The organism is Ruegeria sp. AE3 (assembly GCF_056542225.1).
The window spans coordinates 16,470-32,231 of the sequence record NZ_JBQFZL010000001.1 but is presented as its reverse complement, the minus strand read 5'-3'; the positions used below and the strand labels follow the sequence as shown (position 1 = coordinate 32,231).

The window sequence follows — 15,762 nt, the reverse complement described above, 5'->3', positions numbered from 1 at the left end:
CGGGCCACGGATCATGCATCCTATCATCAAACTGGTTTCCCAGCGCCTCGCGCTGGGACTCCTATTGCTGTTTGGCGCTTCGGCCCTGATTTTTGGCCTGACCGAAGCCCTTCCCGGAGACGCAGCGCAAGCCGTCCTGGGGCAGTCCGCAACTCCAGAGGCCCTTGCAAACCTGCGCGAAGAAATGGGCCTGAACCGGCCTGCCCTGACCCGCTATTTCGAGTGGCTGGGCGGTATCGTTCAGGGTGATCTGGGTCAGTCCCTGACCAACAAGCTCGACATTGCGGAAAGCATTGGCAAACGGTTGGGCAACACATTGTTTCTGGCATGCGCCGCGGCCGTGGTTTCGGTTCCGCTTGCCATCTTCCTGGGCTTGCTGGCAGTCCGCTACCGCAACCGCTGGCCGGACAAGCTGATCTCAGCTGTCACGCTTACGACAGTGTCAATACCAGAGTTTCTGATCGGCTACGTGGTGATCTACTATGTTTCGGTAAAGCTGGGCTGGTTTTCCTCGCTTGCGATGATCAATGACTCGATGTCATTCGGGCAAAAACTCAATGCGATCGCATTGCCCGCTTTCGTGCTGACGCTGGTGGTCTTGGCGCAGATGATGCGCATGACCCGCGCGGCGATCCTCAACCTGATGCAGTCGGCTTATATCGAAACGGCGGAACTGAAGGGGTTGTCAAACTTTCAGGTCATTGCGCGACACGCCTTTCCGAACGCGATCTCACCCATTGTAAACGTGGTGATGCTGAACCTGGCCTATCTGGTCGTGGGCGTTGTCGTGGTCGAAGTGGTGTTCGTTTATCCCGGCATGGGACAATACCTGGTGGACTCGGTGACCAAGCGTGACGTGCCGGTCGTGCTGGCGTGTGGTGTGGTCTTTGCCGCCGTCTATATCGGGCTGAACATGGTGGCCGATATCGTGTCGATCCTGGCCAACCCAAGACTGAGGCATCCGAAATGATGAAGAATATTCCAATTTCGGCGATGATCGGTCTGTTTTTCACAGGTCTCTATTTCTTTGTCGCTTTAGCCGCGCCTTTGATTGCGCCCTACGGCATGGCCGAAGTGGTTGGCGATGTGTGGGAGCCATCAAGCGCCGAACACCTGTTGGGCACCGACAATATAGGTCGGGATCTGCTGACACGCATGATCTACGGCGGGCGTACGACGATCTTCATTGCGGCTGCGGCTACGATCCTCAGCTTTGTAACCGGCACGTCGCTGGGTTTGCTGGCTGCGGTTCTGGGCGGTTGGGCTGATCAGGTTCTCAGCCGGGCAGTTGATCTGGTCATGTCGATCCCGACCCTGATCCTGGCACTGGTCATTCTGGCCATTGTCCCGGTGACAGTCCCGATCCTGATCCTGGTGATGGGTCTTCTGGACGCGACACGCCCGTATCGCCTGTCGCGGTCGGTTGCCGTCGACATCAACGTGATGGATTATGTCGAGGCCGCCAAGTTGCGCGGCGAAGGCCGTGCCTGGATCATCTTCCGTGAAATCCTGCCAAACGCCCTGTCACCGCTGGTGGCCGAGTTTGGGCTGCGGTTTATCTTTATGGTCCTCTTCATCTCGACCCTTTCGTTTCTGGGGCTGGGCGTTCAGCCACCGCTGGCCGACTGGGGCGGCATCGTGAAGGAAAACAAGGACGGCATCGTTTATGGCATCGGCGCAGCTTTGTACCCAGCTGTGGCCATCGCGACGCTGGCGATCTCGGTCAACCTTGTCGCTGACTGGGTCCTGAACAGAACCACATCGCTGAAAGGAGGCCGGGGATGAGTGATACCCTTCTCAAGGTCCGTGACCTCAAGATCGGTGCAACGGTCTATCCACCGGGTGAAAAACCCCATGACATCGAAATCGTGCACGGGGTCAGTTTTGACCTCGAACGCGGCAAGGTGCTGGGCCTGATCGGAGAATCCGGTGCCGGTAAGTCCACCATCGGCCTCGCTTCTATGGCCTATGGCCGGGGCGGTGTTGAAATTACCGGCGGCGAGGTTTGGGTAAACGGGCGCGATATTCTGAAATCGTCGCATGGCGATATCCGCAATCTGCGCGGCGGTGAGGTTGCGTATGTGTCGCAATCCGCTGCCGCGTCGTTCAACCCGGCCAAGAAGATCATGGATCAGGTTGTCGAAGCTGCGGTTGAGCATAAGAAATTTTCGCGAAAAGAGGCCGAAGGCCGCGCGCGGGAACTGTTCGCCAAACTAGGCCTACCCGACCCGGATAATATCGGTGAACGCTACCCGCACCAGGTTTCAGGCGGACAGTTGCAGCGATGCATGACGGCGCTGGCGCTGTGCCCTGAACCCGATCTGGTGGTGTTCGATGAACCCACCACGGCACTGGATGTGACCACGCAAATCGACGTGCTGATGGCGATCAAAGAAGCCATTCGCGATACCGGTGTTGCTGCTCTCTACATCACGCACGACCTTGCGGTCGTGGCGCAAGTCAGCGACGAAATCATGGTTTTGCGGATGGGGAATACGGTTGAATACGGGTCAACCGATCAGATCATCAACAACCCGCAGGAAGAGTACACGCAGGCTCTGGTCTCGGTCCGTTCGATCGAGCACGAGGAAAAACAGCCCACAGCGGAACCGCTGCTGAGCGTTGACGGTATCACCGCGCGCTACAAGGGGTTGAATTTCGACGTGCTGCACAACGTCAATGTCGAGCTTCATCCGGGTCAGACGCTGGCGGTTGTGGGTGAATCCGGGTCGGGTAAATCGACACTTGCCCGAGTGATCACCGGCCTGCTGCCGCCGCGCGACGGCGAGATTACGTTTGCCGGACGCAAGCTTTCGCCTGACCTTGCCGGACGATCCCGCGAGGACCTGCGCGAGTTGCAGATGATCTATCAGATGGCTGACGTGGCAATGAACCCGCGCCAGACAGTGGGTACGATCATCGGACGCCCGCTGGAGTTCTACTTCAACATGCGCGGTGCCGAAAAGCGCAAACGGGTCGTCGAACTGCTGGACGAGATCGAGTTGGGCGAGAAGTTCATCGACCGTTATCCGGCCGAGTTGTCCGGTGGCCAAAAGCAACGCGTCTGCATCGCGCGGTCACTGGCAGCCAAGCCCAAGATGATCATCTGTGACGAAGTGACATCGGCGCTCGACCCGCTTGTAGCGGACGGTATCCTCAAACTGCTGCTGGATTTGCAGAAGATCGAGGATGTGGCCTATCTGTTCATCACCCACGATCTGGCGACGGTTCGGGCGATCAGCGACAGCATCGCGGTGATGTATCAGGGACGCGTGGCCCGTTATGGTCCAAAGAGTCAGGTGCTCAGCCCGCCATTCGACGACTATACAGACCTTCTGCTGAGCTCGGTGCCCGAGATGCATCTGGGCTGGCTGGAAGAGGTCGTTGCCCATCGCAAAATGGAAAGTGCGGGGAACTGATCTCTGCGCCTGTAACATCACTTTGAAGAAATGGATTCCCGGCGTTTTGCACCTTGGCTGACGTCGGGAATTTATTATTTGGGACGCGATTTGGCAGGCGCGTGGTTTCAACTCGCGTATCGTCCGCATGAAATACTCAGATCAAAGGGCCAAGCCATGGACCGTAAACTACTATTGATCATTCTGGACGGAGTACCATACCGGAATTTCCGCCGCCTGTTCGGCAACCTCGAAGGCTGGGTCGACAGCGGCGAAGCTCGGGTGTGGAAGCACCGCGCAGTGCTGCCTTCAACTTCGGCCAGTTGCTATGCATCGATCCATACGGGCGTAACGCCGCAAGAACACGGCTGCACCGGAAACGGCAACGTCTTTCGCCTGAGCCATAAGGATGTCTTTAGCCAGGTACGTGAGGCCGGCGGCGTGACTGGGGCTGTCACACACAGTTTTTGGTCGCAGTTCTTCAACCGTCACCCGTTCGACTATGTCCGCGACGTCGAATATGACGAGCCAGAGAGCCAGACCATCAATCACGGTCGCTTTCACAGCATGACCGGCTACGGCAAAGACAACCAGATGACCCCGTCCGACGTCGATCTATTTGCCACCTTGACCAATCTGTGTCTGCGCTTTGGGCTGGACTATGGCATCCTGCACACCTGTACACTGGACAGCATGGGGCACCGTTTCTATCACGACTGCGAAGAAATGGATCATGCCTGCTTTGTTGCAGACGAGATGCTGGCCCCGTTCATCCCTCGCTGGCGCCAATTGGGGTATGAGGTGATCGTCACCGCCGATCATGGCCAAGACGAGCGCGGACACCACGGAGGGCGCAGCCCCCTGCAACAGGAAACCGCGCTGTATTACTTCGGCGAGGCCGACGGGCCTGACGTAGAAACCGTAATCGACCAGATCCAATTGGCCCCGACCATTCTGAGCCGATTGGGTGCGCCCCTCGCAGACACGATGAGGGCTAAGCCGTTCCTGATGTAACTGACTGACTTCAGTCGTAGGGCCAGATCTCTTGCCCCAGTGCTTCGATAGCGACCGAGATCCGTTCGAAGCTGTCTGCTGCGCGCTTTACCGAGGTTCGCGCACGTAGGTACCCATGAACAAGGCCAGGTTCGTTGATCCAATGGGCCTGACCACCAGCCGCGCTTATCCGCTCGCAATAGACCTTCCCGTCATCGCGGAGCGGGTCACAGTCAGCGGTAATCACAACAGTTGGCGGCAGTTTCGAAAAATCATTGTCCTGTAGCGGCGCATAAGTCGGATCGCCTTGCGGCTGGGCGCCTGTGTATCGGACGGTTTCATAGAATTTGATGTCGTCCAGTGTCAGTAAAGGAGCATGGGCGTGCTCAAGATATGAGCCGCGCGATTGATCTCCGCCAAGGCCGGGGTAGATCAGGACTTGCCCCAGAATTTTGTCCAGCCGCCCGCGCGCATGGTGGGCAATAGCTGCTGACAAATTTCCTCCCGCGCTGTCCCCGGCCAGAACCAGCGGGTCGCCATACTCGACCGCCGCCCATTTCACAGCTGTCCAGCAATCCTGGAACTGCGCTGGATGCACATGTTCAGGACACAGCCTGTAGTCGACTGAAACGACGCGGTATCCCGTCTGCGCACAAAACTCGGCACAGACATCATCGTGGCTGTCCAACCCGCCAACGACAAAGCCACCACCATGAAAATACACAACAGTTCGGGTCGGATGCCCGGCGGTATAATGGCGGACCGGCACGCCATCGGCGTACAGGTCCTGGGTTTCGACACCGGCAGGGCGCGGTTGGCGAAACTGCTTGCACATCGTGTCATAGACCCGACGCTGGTCCTCGATGGACAAATCGACCGCATCATCCGGATAGCTTTCGGCCGTGCGGCGTATGAACGCCCAGGTTTCTTCGTCGATCAGGCGTTCATAGTCCATTGTTCCTCCGGCTTATTTGGACCACTCCCAGGGCCGGGTATATGCGCCCAGCACTTTCGAGACATCGTCTTCCGAAGATCCGTTCGCGTCAAGCTGCGCGACAAGGCCACGCTTTTTATCGTCGATCACCAGAACAACCCGCGCAGCAAGACCCGCAGCGTCAAGAGCACCGTTGTAGATGCGGGTGATGGCGTGTTTGCGCAGGTCCGGCTTGAAAACCTTGCCGACGGCAGTTTTCGGCAACTCGTCAAGAATGGTTATATGCTTGGGTTGTGCGGCTCGCTCATGCACGTGAACTTTGCAATATTCCAGCAGCTCATTTTCAGTGACCGACGCCCCATCAACCAATTCGACAAAGGCGCAGGGCACTTCGCCCGAATGCGCGTCCGGCTGACCGATCGCTCCTGCGAAGGCAACTGCATTGTGACCCAGCAGCGCCTCTTCGATTTCGGCAGGATCGATATTGTGACCACCGCGAATGATCAGGTCCTTGGCGCGACCGGTGATCCAAAGGTAGCCGTCTTCGTCAAACCGCCCCAGGTCGCCTGTACGCAGGTATTTGTCAAAGTGATAAAGACCAATGTTCTTTTCGGCCTCTGTATACGTGTTGCCTGCATACACACCGGGATTCGAGATGCAGATCTCACCAATCTGATCAGTGCCGCACTCTGTCGGCCCATCCGGCCCGTCCAGCAGGATTTTGACATCCGTATAGGGGAACGGAATACCGATCGAACCGATCTTTTTCTCGCCATCCACAGGGTTGCACGAGACCAGACAGGTGGCCTCGGTCAGGCCGTAGCCTTCGACGATGGTGACGCCCGTCGCCTCTTCAAAGCGGCGGAACAACTCCACCGGCAGTGGCGCCGAACCCGAAAAGGCGGTTTTCACACTTGAGATATCTGCGTCCACCGGGCGTTGCATCTTGGCTGATATGGCGGTTGGAACAGTGATGATAAAGCTCACTTTCCAGCGCTCGATCAGCTTCCAGAAATTGTCGAACACACCGTCACCGCGATAACCTGCAGGTGTCGGGAAAATCACATGTGCACCCGACGACACGGCTGCCATCACGATAACATGCACGGCAAAGACGTGGAACATCGGCAGCGGGCACATGATGACGTCATTCTCATCAAACAACAGCGTGTTGCCCAGCCAGCCATTGTAGATCAGACCCGAGTATTTATGCTGCGCCACCTTGGGCATCCCGGTGGTCCCACCGGTGTGGAAATAACAAGCAACGCGATCTTCATTGCTGTCCTCGAATGTCAGCGTCGTCGGTTGCTTGGCAAGTTCCTTGTTGAAGTTCTTGTAATCCGCGTGCGCCAGCTTTTCCTTTTCGCCCATCTTGGGGCGCAGGAAGGGAACCAGCCACGACTTGGGCGGCGTCAGGTACCGGTTCAGGTCGATTTCCAGAATGGTGTTGACCTTGGGCGCGTGGCGCACCGCCTCTTCTACCTTTTGGGCAACATCTGTTTTCGGGAAAGACTTTAGTGTAACAACCACTTTGGCGCCTGTCTCGCGCAGGATCGCCGCAATCTGCTCGGGCTCCAGCAACGGATTGATCGGATTCACGATTCCCGCAACTGCACCGCCCATCATTGTAATCAGTGTTTCGTTACAGTTTGGCAGCACATAAGCCACCACGTCTTTTTCACCGACACCCAGCGAGCGGAACAGGTTTGCTGCCTGATTGACCTTGCCCAGAAGTTCCGACCAGGTCAGGGTTTCAGCCTTGTCTGTGGGCCCGGACAGTAGCTGAAAACTGATGGCGTTGTGGTTGGGAAATCTCTCTGCCGTGCGCGACAGTAGCTGATGGAAGGTGACAGGCAGATCCCGATCCTCCCACGACATTTCCTGTTCCATGCGCGTCTTGTCTTCCAATCCCACAAAGGCCATGTGGTTCCTCCCGTTTTTCTCCCGTGTTTTTGCACGAGCTTGTTGTTCGCATCCAAGATGGAAGCAAAACAAACCTCGCGCAAGCGAGGCCTTAGCTTTGAAAGAGAGTAAACTGTAGAATGACGCTACGGCGAATTCACAAATGCCCGAGCGTCACTCCTATTCTGCTGCTACGCCATCGGTGAACTGCAACCGTGCGAGGCGCGCATAAAGCCCATCCTGGGACACCAGATCATCATGGCTGCCCTGCGCCACGATACGGCCCTCTTCCAGCACGACAATGCGGTCGGCTTTCTTTACGGTGGCCAATCTGTGCGCAACAATCAGGGTCGTGCGGCCGGCACGCATCTGATCCACGGCGCCCTGCACCGCTCGCTCACTCTCCGCATCAAGAGCCGAGGTCGCCTCGTCCAGCAGCAGCACGGGTGCGTCGCGTAAAATGGCGCGGGCGATTGCGATACGCTGCTTTTGCCCACCCGACAGCATGACACCGCGTTCGCCGACAAAACTGTCATACCCATCGGGCAATGCGGCAATGAAATCATGTGCGATGGCGGCACGGGCTGCGGCTTCTACTTCGGCATCCGTTGCGTCCAGACGACCGAAACGAATGTTTTCGCGGGCTGAGGCGGCAAAGATCACTGGATCCTGCGGCACCAATGACATGTACTTTCGGAAATCTGTGCGATCCAGTTCCCGCAGATCATGGCAATCCAACATCACCCGGCCCGAATTTGGGTCATAGAACCGTTGAATCAATTGAATGATCGTTGTCTTGCCCGCCCCTGACGGTCCGACAAAGGCAACGGTCTCGCCCGGGTTTACCTGAAGCGACAAGTGATCCAGCGCGATTGTATCGGGGCGCGCTGGATAGCGAAAACTTACATCTTCGAACCGAATCTCCCCTCGGACGTCCTTTGGCAAAGGAGCGGGTTTGGCCGGGTCCGAAACCGTATCTTCGGCGTTCAGCAACTCGACAAGACGCTCGGTGGCTCCGGCGGCGCGCTGAAGCTCGCTCCAAATCTCGGACAGGGCCGCGACTGAGCCCGCCATGATGATCGAGTAGATCACGAATTGAATCAGAACGCCCTCGGTCATCTCACCGTTGCGCACGTCATTTGCACCCATCCACAGAACGCCAACGATGCCTGAAAATACAAGAAAGATCACAATCACCGTCAGCACCGCGCGCGTCTGAATCCGACGCAGCGAAACGGTGTAGGACATCTCGGTCATCTCATCAAATTGCTGGCGGCTGGCCTGTTCGTGGGTAAAGGCCTGCACGGTCTGCACCGCCCCCAATGCCTCGCCCGCGTTTCCGGATGACGCAGCGATCCAATCCTGGTTTTCACGGCTGATCACGCGCAAACGCCGACCCAGAATCAATATCGGCACCACCACCACGGGGATAAGCAGCAAGACAAGCCCGGTCAGCTTGGCCGAGGTCAACAGCATCAGAACCAGCCCGCCGATAAACATCAGCATATTGCGCAGCGCGATGGAAACGGATGAGCCAAGAACCGATTGGATGAGTGTCGTGTCGGTGGTGATCCTGCTCAACACTTCACCGGTCATGATGCGTTCGTAGAATTCGGGGCTCATGCCGATCACACGATCAAATACAGCCTTGCGGATGTCAGCAACCACACGTTCCCCCAACCGTGTGACCAACGCATATCTGATACCGGTTCCCGCAGCCAGAACAGCGGCAATGCCCAACGCTGCCAAAAAGTACCAGTCCAGCAATTCACCGTCCTGAATGCGGAAATTGTCGACGACGCGCCGCACGGCCAATGGCAGGGTCAGCGTCATGCTGGCCGTCAGGATCAGCGCCAGTGTCGCCCCGATCATCAATAGCCTGTAAGGCTTCATGAAGGGCCAAAGCGACCCCAGCACCCCGATTTTCCTTGAGCGGGCCCGCTCTTCGCTAGCGCCAGGAGCCGCTGATTGTGCTGGTTTATTGGCGGTCTGTCTTGCCATGTCCGGCCCTTGTGAATTGAACGCTACAAAGTGAACGCTTTCTTGGCCCCAGCCGCCGTTCTGGTCAAGCATTCCTGCCAAAAACAGACAGCCATAAGGGCCATTTGACGCAGAAATTAGTGGGGATTGGAGCGGGTAGACGGAATCGAACCGACATAGCCTGCTTGGAAGGCAGGGGCTTTACCATTAAGCTATACCCGCACATGGTTTGCGCTGGTTAAGTCATGCGCCGAGGCGCGTCAAGCGCGAAGTGTGAAAATTCGCACGACCAAAACCGTGATATTTCCTGGTGGATGTATGGCCTTTAATCGTGACTGCGAAATATCCGCGTCGAGGAGAAAAACCGCTCAAGTTCCTCGATGCGCTCCTTGCTTTCTTCCCACCGTGCCTCTTGCACTTCAGCGATCAGGGTCTCCGATATCAGCTGTAGCGCTATTGTTGAATCCCAGCTGGATGGCGCCTCGACCAGTGCGTGAAAGGTGTAATTGGCGGTCTTGCCTATCGGTGATCCCCACTGGTCGGTGAACAGGATAACCGTCACGCCGCGGCTGGATGCGACCTGCGCCAGTTTCTCGAGATAGGCCTCGTATCGGCGGATGTCAAAAATCACCAGAACCGAGGTTTCATCCATATCAAGCAGGTACTGCGGCCAAACGTTTGCCGAGTTGCCCAGCATCGTCACATTGGGTCGAATAATCTGCATGTGATTGAACAGATAATCCGCATTTGAACGCGTGATACGCCCGCCCACGACGTAAAGATGGCGATCCGTATTTGCCAGAAGCTGGGCAACGGTGTCGAACATCTCTTTGTCCAGACGTTCCAGCGTGTGGCGCATATTTGTCCAAACGGCCTGCGCAAACCGCGTTGTGGGATGCTCCGCCTCGTCATCCGCAACCCAGGCATCCCGTTTCGAGATCGGCTTTTTGATCTGTGCCGCCACCTCTTCTCGCAGGGCGTCCTGCAGGGCGGGAAAACCGTCGAAACCCAGCTTGCGTGCCATACGTATGACCGTCGGGGTCGAGACCTGCGCGGCAGCGGCCAGCTTGGTGATCGATTGCAAGCCGGTCATTGGATAATCCTGCAAAAGTACCGAGGCCAGCTGCCGTTCTGACCGTGTCAGATCGTCAAGCTCTTCCTGTATCCGCTGTTTGACAAGTTTCGCAACGGTGGCCATCGGCACCTTCATTTCTCAAATTTTTTACAGGATATGATTGTTTGTAATTTTGTCTACAGTAATTTTCTTGACAGGTCTGAGGTTGCTGTAACAAATGCTACTTATGCACCACGATTCCGAGACACCAATGCTACTACCAACCGAAGCTCCGGCAGCCCGCGCGCAGAATGCCAACGGCCGGGCGCAGTGCGTTTTGGTATGCGAACATGCTAGCCGATTCATCCCAGCGTCATTGAACGGATTGGGCCTGACTGAAGACGCAGCATTGTCTCATGCAGCATGGGATATTGGCGCATTGGCGCTTTCGGTCGAATTGATGAAGGCTTTGGACGCGCCGCTGGTTCATTCCTGCATCAGCCGACTTGTTTACGACTGCAACCGCTCGCCTGAACGTGCAGATGCTATGCCGCAGGTAAGCGAAGTGTTTTCCATTCCCGGCAATGAGAACCTGACAGACACCCAACGCGCCCAAAGAATCCACGAGGTTTATGAGCCGTTCAAACAGCTTTTGTCGTCCACTCTGGACGCGCAGGACCGGCCGCCTGTCGTTGTCACGATGCACAGTTTCACGCCCGTCTACAACGGAAAGACACGATCAGTCGAACTGGGCATTCTTCATGACGAAGATGACAGGGCGGCCCAACTTATGCTGCGCTGTGCCAAGGGCTCGGGTCTGAATGCCGCGTTGAACGAACCTTACTCTGCCACGGATGGCGTCACGCACACGTTGCAGGAACATGCGATCAGTCGGGGGCTTCCGAATGTCATGGTCGAGGTTCGAAACGATCTTATCGACACACCAACGGGAGTAGACCGCATCGCCGGGATTCTGACGCCGATCCTGCAAACGGTAATTGATGCGTATTCGCACACAGAGGCGAAACAATGAGAGTTGAGGTATCGAGATGAAGTTCTTGCGGGGCTACGTGGCGGTCATTGATCGAACGAACCGCTGGATCGGACGCGTCGTCATGTACGGCATTTTCGTCATGATGGGTATTCTGTTCTGGTCTTCGGTCTCGAAAACCTTTTTCGTACCGTCGCTCTGGACACTCGAGATGGCTCAGTTCGCCATGGTGGCCTACTATATGCTTGGTGGCCCTTATTCGATCCAGATGGGGTCAAACGTGCGAATGGACCTGCTTTATGGCGAATGGTCTCATCGCCGCAAGGCCTGGACGGATGCCTTCACAGTCGTATTCCTGATCATTTATCTGCTCATCTTGCTGTGGGGTGGATGGGACAGCCTGATGTATTCTTTCCAATATGGCGGTGAGCGCAGCGCGACGATCTGGCGGCCCTACCTGTGGCCCGTCAAGCTGATCATGGTTATCGGTATCTTCCTGATGCTGCTGCAAGCCGTGTCCGAATTGTTCAAGGATATCTTGCGCCTGTGCGGCGACGATATCCCGCGTGAGGTAATCTGATGTCATACGAGATGATTGCCTTGCTGATGTTCGCATCAATGATGCTAATGATGCTGACCGGCCAGCGCGTCTTTGGTGCAATCGGCTGTGTCGCTGTGGTTTCAGCCTTGTTCCTTTGGGGGGATAGGGGCGGTTACGATCTGGGTTTTGCCGCTGCGATCAAGGTCATGAAGTGGTACCCGCTGCTGACACTGCCCATGTTCATTTTCATGGGATACATCCTTTCCGAAAGTCGGATCGCAGATGACCTTTACAAGATGTTCCATGTCTGGATGGGTGGCTTGTCCGGTGGTCTGGCTGTCGGAACCATCGGACTGATGGTTCTGATCTCGGCAATGAACGGGTTGTCCGTTGCAGGTATGGCGATTGGTGCCACGATTGCCTTGCCGGAGTTGCTGCGCCGGAATTATGACAAGCGCATGGTGACCGGCGTCATTCAGGCCGGATCATCCCTTGGGATTCTGGTGCCACCATCCGTTGTTCTGGTTCTTTATGCCATGATCGCGCGGCAACCCGTTGGCCAGCTATGGCTCGCCGGAGTGATACCCGGGCTAATGATGGCTGCCATGTTCATCATCTACATTGTCATCCGCTGCCGCATCAATCCGTCGCTCGGCCCGGTCCTGCCCGCAGAAGACCGCGACATTCCGTTGCGAGAAAAGCTGCTGCTGTTGCAAGCCGGATTGTTACCCTTGGGCATATTTATGGTGATGATGGTCCCTTTTGTTAACGGTTGGACATCATTGGTGGAATCCTCTGCCATCGGAGCCACCACGGCCATGCTGGCCGCCTTTCTGAAAGGACGGCTGACACGCACGGTTTTCGAGAATTCAATTCGGCACACATTGGGCATCTCGTGCATGTTCATGTGGATCATTCTGGCGGCTCTGGCTTTTGGCGCTGTCTTCGACGGGTTGGGTGCGGTCAAGGCAATCGAAAGCCTGTTCACCGAAAAACTGGGTCTTTCCCCGTGGATGATCCTGGTTCTCATGCAGCTCAGCTTTATCCTGATGGGCACGTTTCTGGACGATACGGCCATGCTGGTTATCGTCGCGCCGCTTTACGTTCCGCTGGTGGGTGCGCTTGGCTTTGATCTTATCTGGTACGGCGTACTTTATACGATCACCACGCAGATCGCTTATATGACGCCGCCATTCGGCTATAACCTGTTCCTGATGCGCGCGATGGCCCCCCCGGAAATATCGCTGCGCGATATCTACAGTTCGATCGTTCCATTTGTTCTGGTGATGGTCTGCGCCTTGGCCATAATCATCATCTTTCCTGAAATCGCGCTATGGCTGCCTAATTATGTCTATGGAAATTAAGTCACAAGACCCCGGCAAGGGGCGAAGTTCAGCAAGACTAAACAGAGGAGAAAAGACAATGACTACAAGACGCAGATTTCTAAGCTCCGCCGGTCTGGCGGGAGCCGCCACACTGGCCTCTCCTGCGATCGTCAAAGCGCAATCCGCCATCAAGTGGCGGTTCCAGACCTATGCCGGTGGCGCATTGGGCGAGCATGTGACCAAGCCAGCCATCGATTACATCAACGCCAATGCCAATGGCGAGCTTGAGATCGAACTGTTCTATGCGGACCAGATCGTTCCGACAGGTGAACTGTTCCAGGCCCTGCAACGCGGCACGATTGATGGTGTTCATTCGGACGACGATTCCATGGCTTCGCCTACTCCGCTGCGTCAATTCGGGGGCTATTTCCCCTTCGCTACCAAGCATATTCTGGACGTTCCGGTGCTGTTCAACCAGTACGGTTTGGCTGATATCTGGCGCTCGGAATATGAGAAGGTTGGTGTGACGTGGCTGTCGGCAGCGGGTCAGGACCCCTGCAACTTCAACACCAAAAAGGAAATCAAAAGCCTTGGCGACCTGGATGGGCTGAAGCTCTATACCTTCCCGACGGCCGGGCGTTTTCTGGCCAAGTTTGGCGTTGTACCGGTCAATATCCCCTACGAAGATGCGGAAGTGGCGGTGCAAACCGGTGAATTGGACGGAATGGCCTGGTCGGGCATCACTGAAGACTACACCGTTGGCTGGGCCAATGTGACCGACTACTTCCTGACCAACAACATCTCGGGCGCGTGGATTGGGTCCTGGTTTGCAAACCAGGAACGCTGGGCCGAGCTGCCCGACCACCTGAAATCGGTTGTGATGGCGGGCGTCGAAGCAGGCCACACCTATCGTAACCAGTGGTACTGGGGCGGTGAAGCGGCCTTACGCGCAAAAGGTGACAAGCTACAGCTGCGTCAGGTTCCGGCAGCGGAATGGAAAGAAGTGGAAAATGCCGCTATCGAATTCTGGGACGAGGTCGCACAGGAAGGCGAAATTCACCAGAAGATCGTTGGTATCTTCCGTGAGTATAACTCGGTCATTAACCAGGCCGGTGCCCCTTACACCTTCGATTGATATCAAAACAGGGGCGCTGTGATTCGGCGCCCCTACTCAACGCATGAGGTTTGTTTCATGACCGCAACTCTGACTTTCGAAACCCTGAAATCGCTTGTCGCAAACGGCGCGATCGACACTGTATTGGTTTGCATGGTTGACATGCAGGGTCGTTTGATGGGCAAGCGTTTTCATGCAGGTCATTTTGTGGCTGGCGCGTGGGAAGAGACACATTGCTGTAACTACTTGCTGGCCACGGACCTCGAGATGGCGACGCCGGATGGGTATGCCTCGACCAGCTGGGAGCGGGGTTATGGCGACTATGTGATGAAGCCAGACCTTAGCACATTGCGCCCGGTGCCCTGGCTGGAAGGCACCGCGATGGTCATGTGCGATATGCTGGATCACCACACCCATGAGGAAGTGCCACATGCGCCGCGTTCGATCCTGAAGAAACAGGTGAACCGCCTGAAGGCGATGGGGTATGAGGCGATGTGCGCCACCGAACTGGAATTCTTCCTGTTCGCGAAGAGTTTTGATGCAATCCGAAAGGAAGGGTTCCGCGATTTGGAGCCGATCTCGGGCTATAACGAAGATTATCACATTATGCAGACCACCAAGGAAGAGCATGTGATGCGCCCGATCCGCAACCACCTGTGGGATGCGGGCATTCCGGTCGAGAACACCAAAGGTGAGGCCGAGGCCGGGCAGGAAGAACTGAACATCAAATACGCACCTGCGATGGACACGGCAGAGTATCACTCGATCGCCAAGAACGCGGTGAAAGAAATCGCCTGGCAGCAGGGTCATGCGGCGACCTTCCTGCCGAAATGGCATCATGAAAGGGTTGGTAGCTCGTCTCATGTGCATCAGTCGCTATGGGCGGATGGCAAACCTGCCTTCTATGATGCATCGGATGAGCTGGGCATGTCGGCGCTGATGAAAAGCTATATGGCCGGTCTGCTGAAATACGCCGCTGATTACACGTATTTCATGGCGCCTTACATCAACAGCTATAAGCGGTTTATGAAAGGTACTTTTGCACCGACACGGATCATTTGGTCTGTAGACAACCGTACGGCCGGGTACCGCCTGTGCGGGGATAGCACCAAGGCGATACGGGTCGAGTGCCGTATTCCGGGGTCGGACATGAACCCCTATCTGGCGATTGCAGGAATGCTGGCGGCCGGGATCGCAGGAATCGAAGAAGGGCTGGAGTTGCAGCCGCCGACCAAGGGCGATGTCTATCAGGGCGAGACGGGAAAGATCCCGGGTACATTGAAGGATGCACGCAACGCTTTGCACGGATCACAGATGCTGCGCGCGGCGATGGGCGATGAGGTTGTCGATCACTATACCCGTGCGGCTGAGGTCGAAATCGAGGAATTCGAGCGCGTGGTAACCGATTGGGAAGTGGCCCGCGGGTTTGAGCGGGCTTGAGATGGAGGAAGCGAGGGGCCAGCCCCTCGCGCACCCCGGGATATTTATGGCCAGATGAAGCAGGGATCCTGCTCTCTTTAGAGATGGAGT

The 15,762-nt window shown here is 56.4% G+C and carries 13 protein-coding genes and 1 tRNA gene; 9 read left to right on the top strand and 5 right to left on the bottom strand.

Annotated features, from left to right (window positions below; genetic code table 11):
* The first annotated feature begins 13 nt into the window (after nucleotides 1–13).
* From ACR0NZ_RS00150 to ACR0NZ_RS00135, 4 genes are all read left to right on the top strand, one after another.
* A complete protein-coding gene (locus ACR0NZ_RS00150) occupies nucleotides 14–970 on the top strand; it encodes an ABC transporter permease (RefSeq protein ID WP_480516140.1) in 957 nt (318 codons plus the stop codon).
* Complete coding sequence (locus tag ACR0NZ_RS00145) at nucleotides 970–1,785, top strand: ABC transporter permease (RefSeq protein WP_480475720.1); 816 nt, start codon at nucleotides 970–972, stop codon at nucleotides 1,783–1,785. The genes ACR0NZ_RS00150 and ACR0NZ_RS00145 overlap by 1 nt, the downstream gene beginning before the upstream one ends.
* Complete coding sequence (locus tag ACR0NZ_RS00140) at nucleotides 1,782–3,419, top strand: ABC transporter ATP-binding protein (protein WP_480475718.1); 1,638 nt, start codon at nucleotides 1,782–1,784, stop codon at nucleotides 3,417–3,419. The genes ACR0NZ_RS00145 and ACR0NZ_RS00140 overlap by 4 nt, the downstream gene beginning before the upstream one ends.
* Nucleotides 3,420–3,575: 156 nt before the next feature.
* The gene (locus ACR0NZ_RS00135) at nucleotides 3,576–4,412 is read left to right on the top strand and encodes an alkaline phosphatase family protein (RefSeq protein WP_480482040.1); all 837 of its coding nucleotides are present in this window, start codon (nucleotides 3,576–3,578) and stop codon (nucleotides 4,410–4,412) included.
* A gap of 10 nt (nucleotides 4,413–4,422) precedes the next feature.
* Here ACR0NZ_RS00135 and ACR0NZ_RS00130 read toward each other — a convergent pair whose 3' ends face one another.
* The 5 genes from ACR0NZ_RS00130 to ACR0NZ_RS00110 all read right to left on the bottom strand — a co-directional run bounded on the left by ACR0NZ_RS00130 (nucleotide 4,423) and on the right by ACR0NZ_RS00110 (nucleotide 10,405).
* Nucleotides 4,423–5,346 (bottom strand): alpha/beta hydrolase, encoded by a 924-nt coding sequence (locus ACR0NZ_RS00130; RefSeq protein ID WP_480516138.1) that lies wholly within the window; start codon nucleotides 5,344–5,346, stop codon nucleotides 4,423–4,425.
* Nucleotides 5,347–5,358: 12 nt separating this feature from the next.
* On the bottom strand, nucleotides 5,359–7,248 hold the full coding sequence (locus ACR0NZ_RS00125) for an acyl-CoA synthetase (RefSeq protein ID WP_480516136.1): 1,890 nt from the start codon (nucleotides 7,246–7,248) through the stop codon (nucleotides 5,359–5,361).
* A 159-nt stretch (nucleotides 7,249–7,407) separates the two neighbouring features.
* Nucleotides 7,408–9,228: an ABC transporter transmembrane domain-containing protein gene (locus tag ACR0NZ_RS00120; protein WP_480516134.1), complete on the bottom strand. Its 1,821-nt coding sequence runs from the start codon at nucleotides 9,226–9,228 to the stop codon at nucleotides 7,408–7,410.
* Between the two features lie 127 nt (nucleotides 9,229–9,355).
* Nucleotides 9,356–9,429, bottom strand: a tRNA-Gly gene (locus ACR0NZ_RS00115).
* Nucleotides 9,430–9,532: 103 nt separating this feature from the next.
* On the bottom strand, nucleotides 9,533–10,405 hold the full coding sequence (locus tag ACR0NZ_RS00110) for a MurR/RpiR family transcriptional regulator (RefSeq protein WP_480516132.1): 873 nt from the start codon (nucleotides 10,403–10,405) through the stop codon (nucleotides 9,533–9,535).
* Nucleotides 10,406–10,532: 127 nt separating this feature from the next.
* On the opposite strand from ACR0NZ_RS00110, the gene ACR0NZ_RS00105 reads away from it, so the two are divergent.
* From ACR0NZ_RS00105 to ACR0NZ_RS00085, 5 genes are read left to right on the top strand one after another with little or no spacing between them, the layout of a single operon-like run.
* A complete protein-coding gene (locus ACR0NZ_RS00105) occupies nucleotides 10,533–11,294 on the top strand; it encodes an N-formylglutamate amidohydrolase (RefSeq protein WP_480516130.1) in 762 nt (253 codons plus the stop codon).
* Nucleotides 11,295–11,310: 16 nt separating this feature from the next.
* The gene (locus tag ACR0NZ_RS00100; RefSeq protein WP_480475706.1) at nucleotides 11,311–11,832 is read left to right on the top strand and encodes a TRAP transporter small permease subunit; all 522 of its coding nucleotides are present in this window, start codon (nucleotides 11,311–11,313) and stop codon (nucleotides 11,830–11,832) included.
* On the top strand, nucleotides 11,832–13,157 hold the full coding sequence (locus ACR0NZ_RS00095; RefSeq protein WP_267367377.1) for a TRAP transporter large permease: 1,326 nt from the start codon (nucleotides 11,832–11,834) through the stop codon (nucleotides 13,155–13,157). The genes ACR0NZ_RS00100 and ACR0NZ_RS00095 overlap by 1 nt, the downstream gene beginning before the upstream one ends.
* A 58-nt stretch (nucleotides 13,158–13,215) precedes the next feature.
* Nucleotides 13,216–14,253 carry a TRAP transporter substrate-binding protein gene (locus ACR0NZ_RS00090; RefSeq protein WP_480475702.1) on the top strand — a complete coding sequence of 346 codons (1,038 nt, stop codon included), beginning with the start codon at nucleotides 13,216–13,218 and terminating at the stop codon, nucleotides 14,251–14,253.
* A 57-nt stretch (nucleotides 14,254–14,310) separates the two neighbouring features.
* Complete coding sequence (locus tag ACR0NZ_RS00085) at nucleotides 14,311–15,672, top strand: glutamine synthetase family protein (RefSeq protein ID WP_480516128.1); 1,362 nt, start codon at nucleotides 14,311–14,313, stop codon at nucleotides 15,670–15,672.
* The last annotated feature ends 90 nt before the right edge of the window (nucleotides 15,673–15,762 follow it).

What these genes read in the sequence shown, in the direction of transcription:
- ACR0NZ_RS00150 (WP_480516140.1), top strand. Translation starts at nt 14, where the DNA reads ATGCATCCTATCATCAAACTGGTTTCCCAGCGCCTCGCGCTGGGACTC.
- ACR0NZ_RS00145 (WP_480475720.1), top strand. Translation starts at nt 970, where the DNA reads ATGAAGAATATTCCAATTTCGGCGATGATCGGTCTGTTTTTCACAGGT.
- ACR0NZ_RS00140 (WP_480475718.1), top strand. Translation starts at nt 1,782, where the DNA reads ATGAGTGATACCCTTCTCAAGGTCCGTGACCTCAAGATCGGTGCAACG.
- ACR0NZ_RS00135 (WP_480482040.1), top strand. Translation starts at nt 3,576, where the DNA reads ATGGACCGTAAACTACTATTGATCATTCTGGACGGAGTACCATACCGG.
- ACR0NZ_RS00130 (WP_480516138.1), bottom strand. Translation starts at nt 5,346, where the DNA reads ATGGACTATGAACGCCTGATCGACGAAGAAACCTGGGCGTTCATACGC.
- ACR0NZ_RS00125 (WP_480516136.1), bottom strand. Translation starts at nt 7,248, where the DNA reads ATGGCCTTTGTGGGATTGGAAGACAAGACGCGCATGGAACAGGAAATG.
- ACR0NZ_RS00120 (WP_480516134.1), bottom strand. Translation starts at nt 9,228, where the DNA reads ATGGCAAGACAGACCGCCAATAAACCAGCACAATCAGCGGCTCCTGGC.
- ACR0NZ_RS00110 (WP_480516132.1), bottom strand. Translation starts at nt 10,405, where the DNA reads ATGGCCACCGTTGCGAAACTTGTCAAACAGCGGATACAGGAAGAGCTT.
- ACR0NZ_RS00105 (WP_480516130.1), top strand. Translation starts at nt 10,533, where the DNA reads ATGCTACTACCAACCGAAGCTCCGGCAGCCCGCGCGCAGAATGCCAAC.
- ACR0NZ_RS00100 (WP_480475706.1), top strand. Translation starts at nt 11,311, where the DNA reads ATGAAGTTCTTGCGGGGCTACGTGGCGGTCATTGATCGAACGAACCGC.
- ACR0NZ_RS00095 (WP_267367377.1), top strand. Translation starts at nt 11,832, where the DNA reads ATGTCATACGAGATGATTGCCTTGCTGATGTTCGCATCAATGATGCTA.
- ACR0NZ_RS00090 (WP_480475702.1), top strand. Translation starts at nt 13,216, where the DNA reads ATGACTACAAGACGCAGATTTCTAAGCTCCGCCGGTCTGGCGGGAGCC.
- ACR0NZ_RS00085 (WP_480516128.1), top strand. Translation starts at nt 14,311, where the DNA reads ATGACCGCAACTCTGACTTTCGAAACCCTGAAATCGCTTGTCGCAAAC.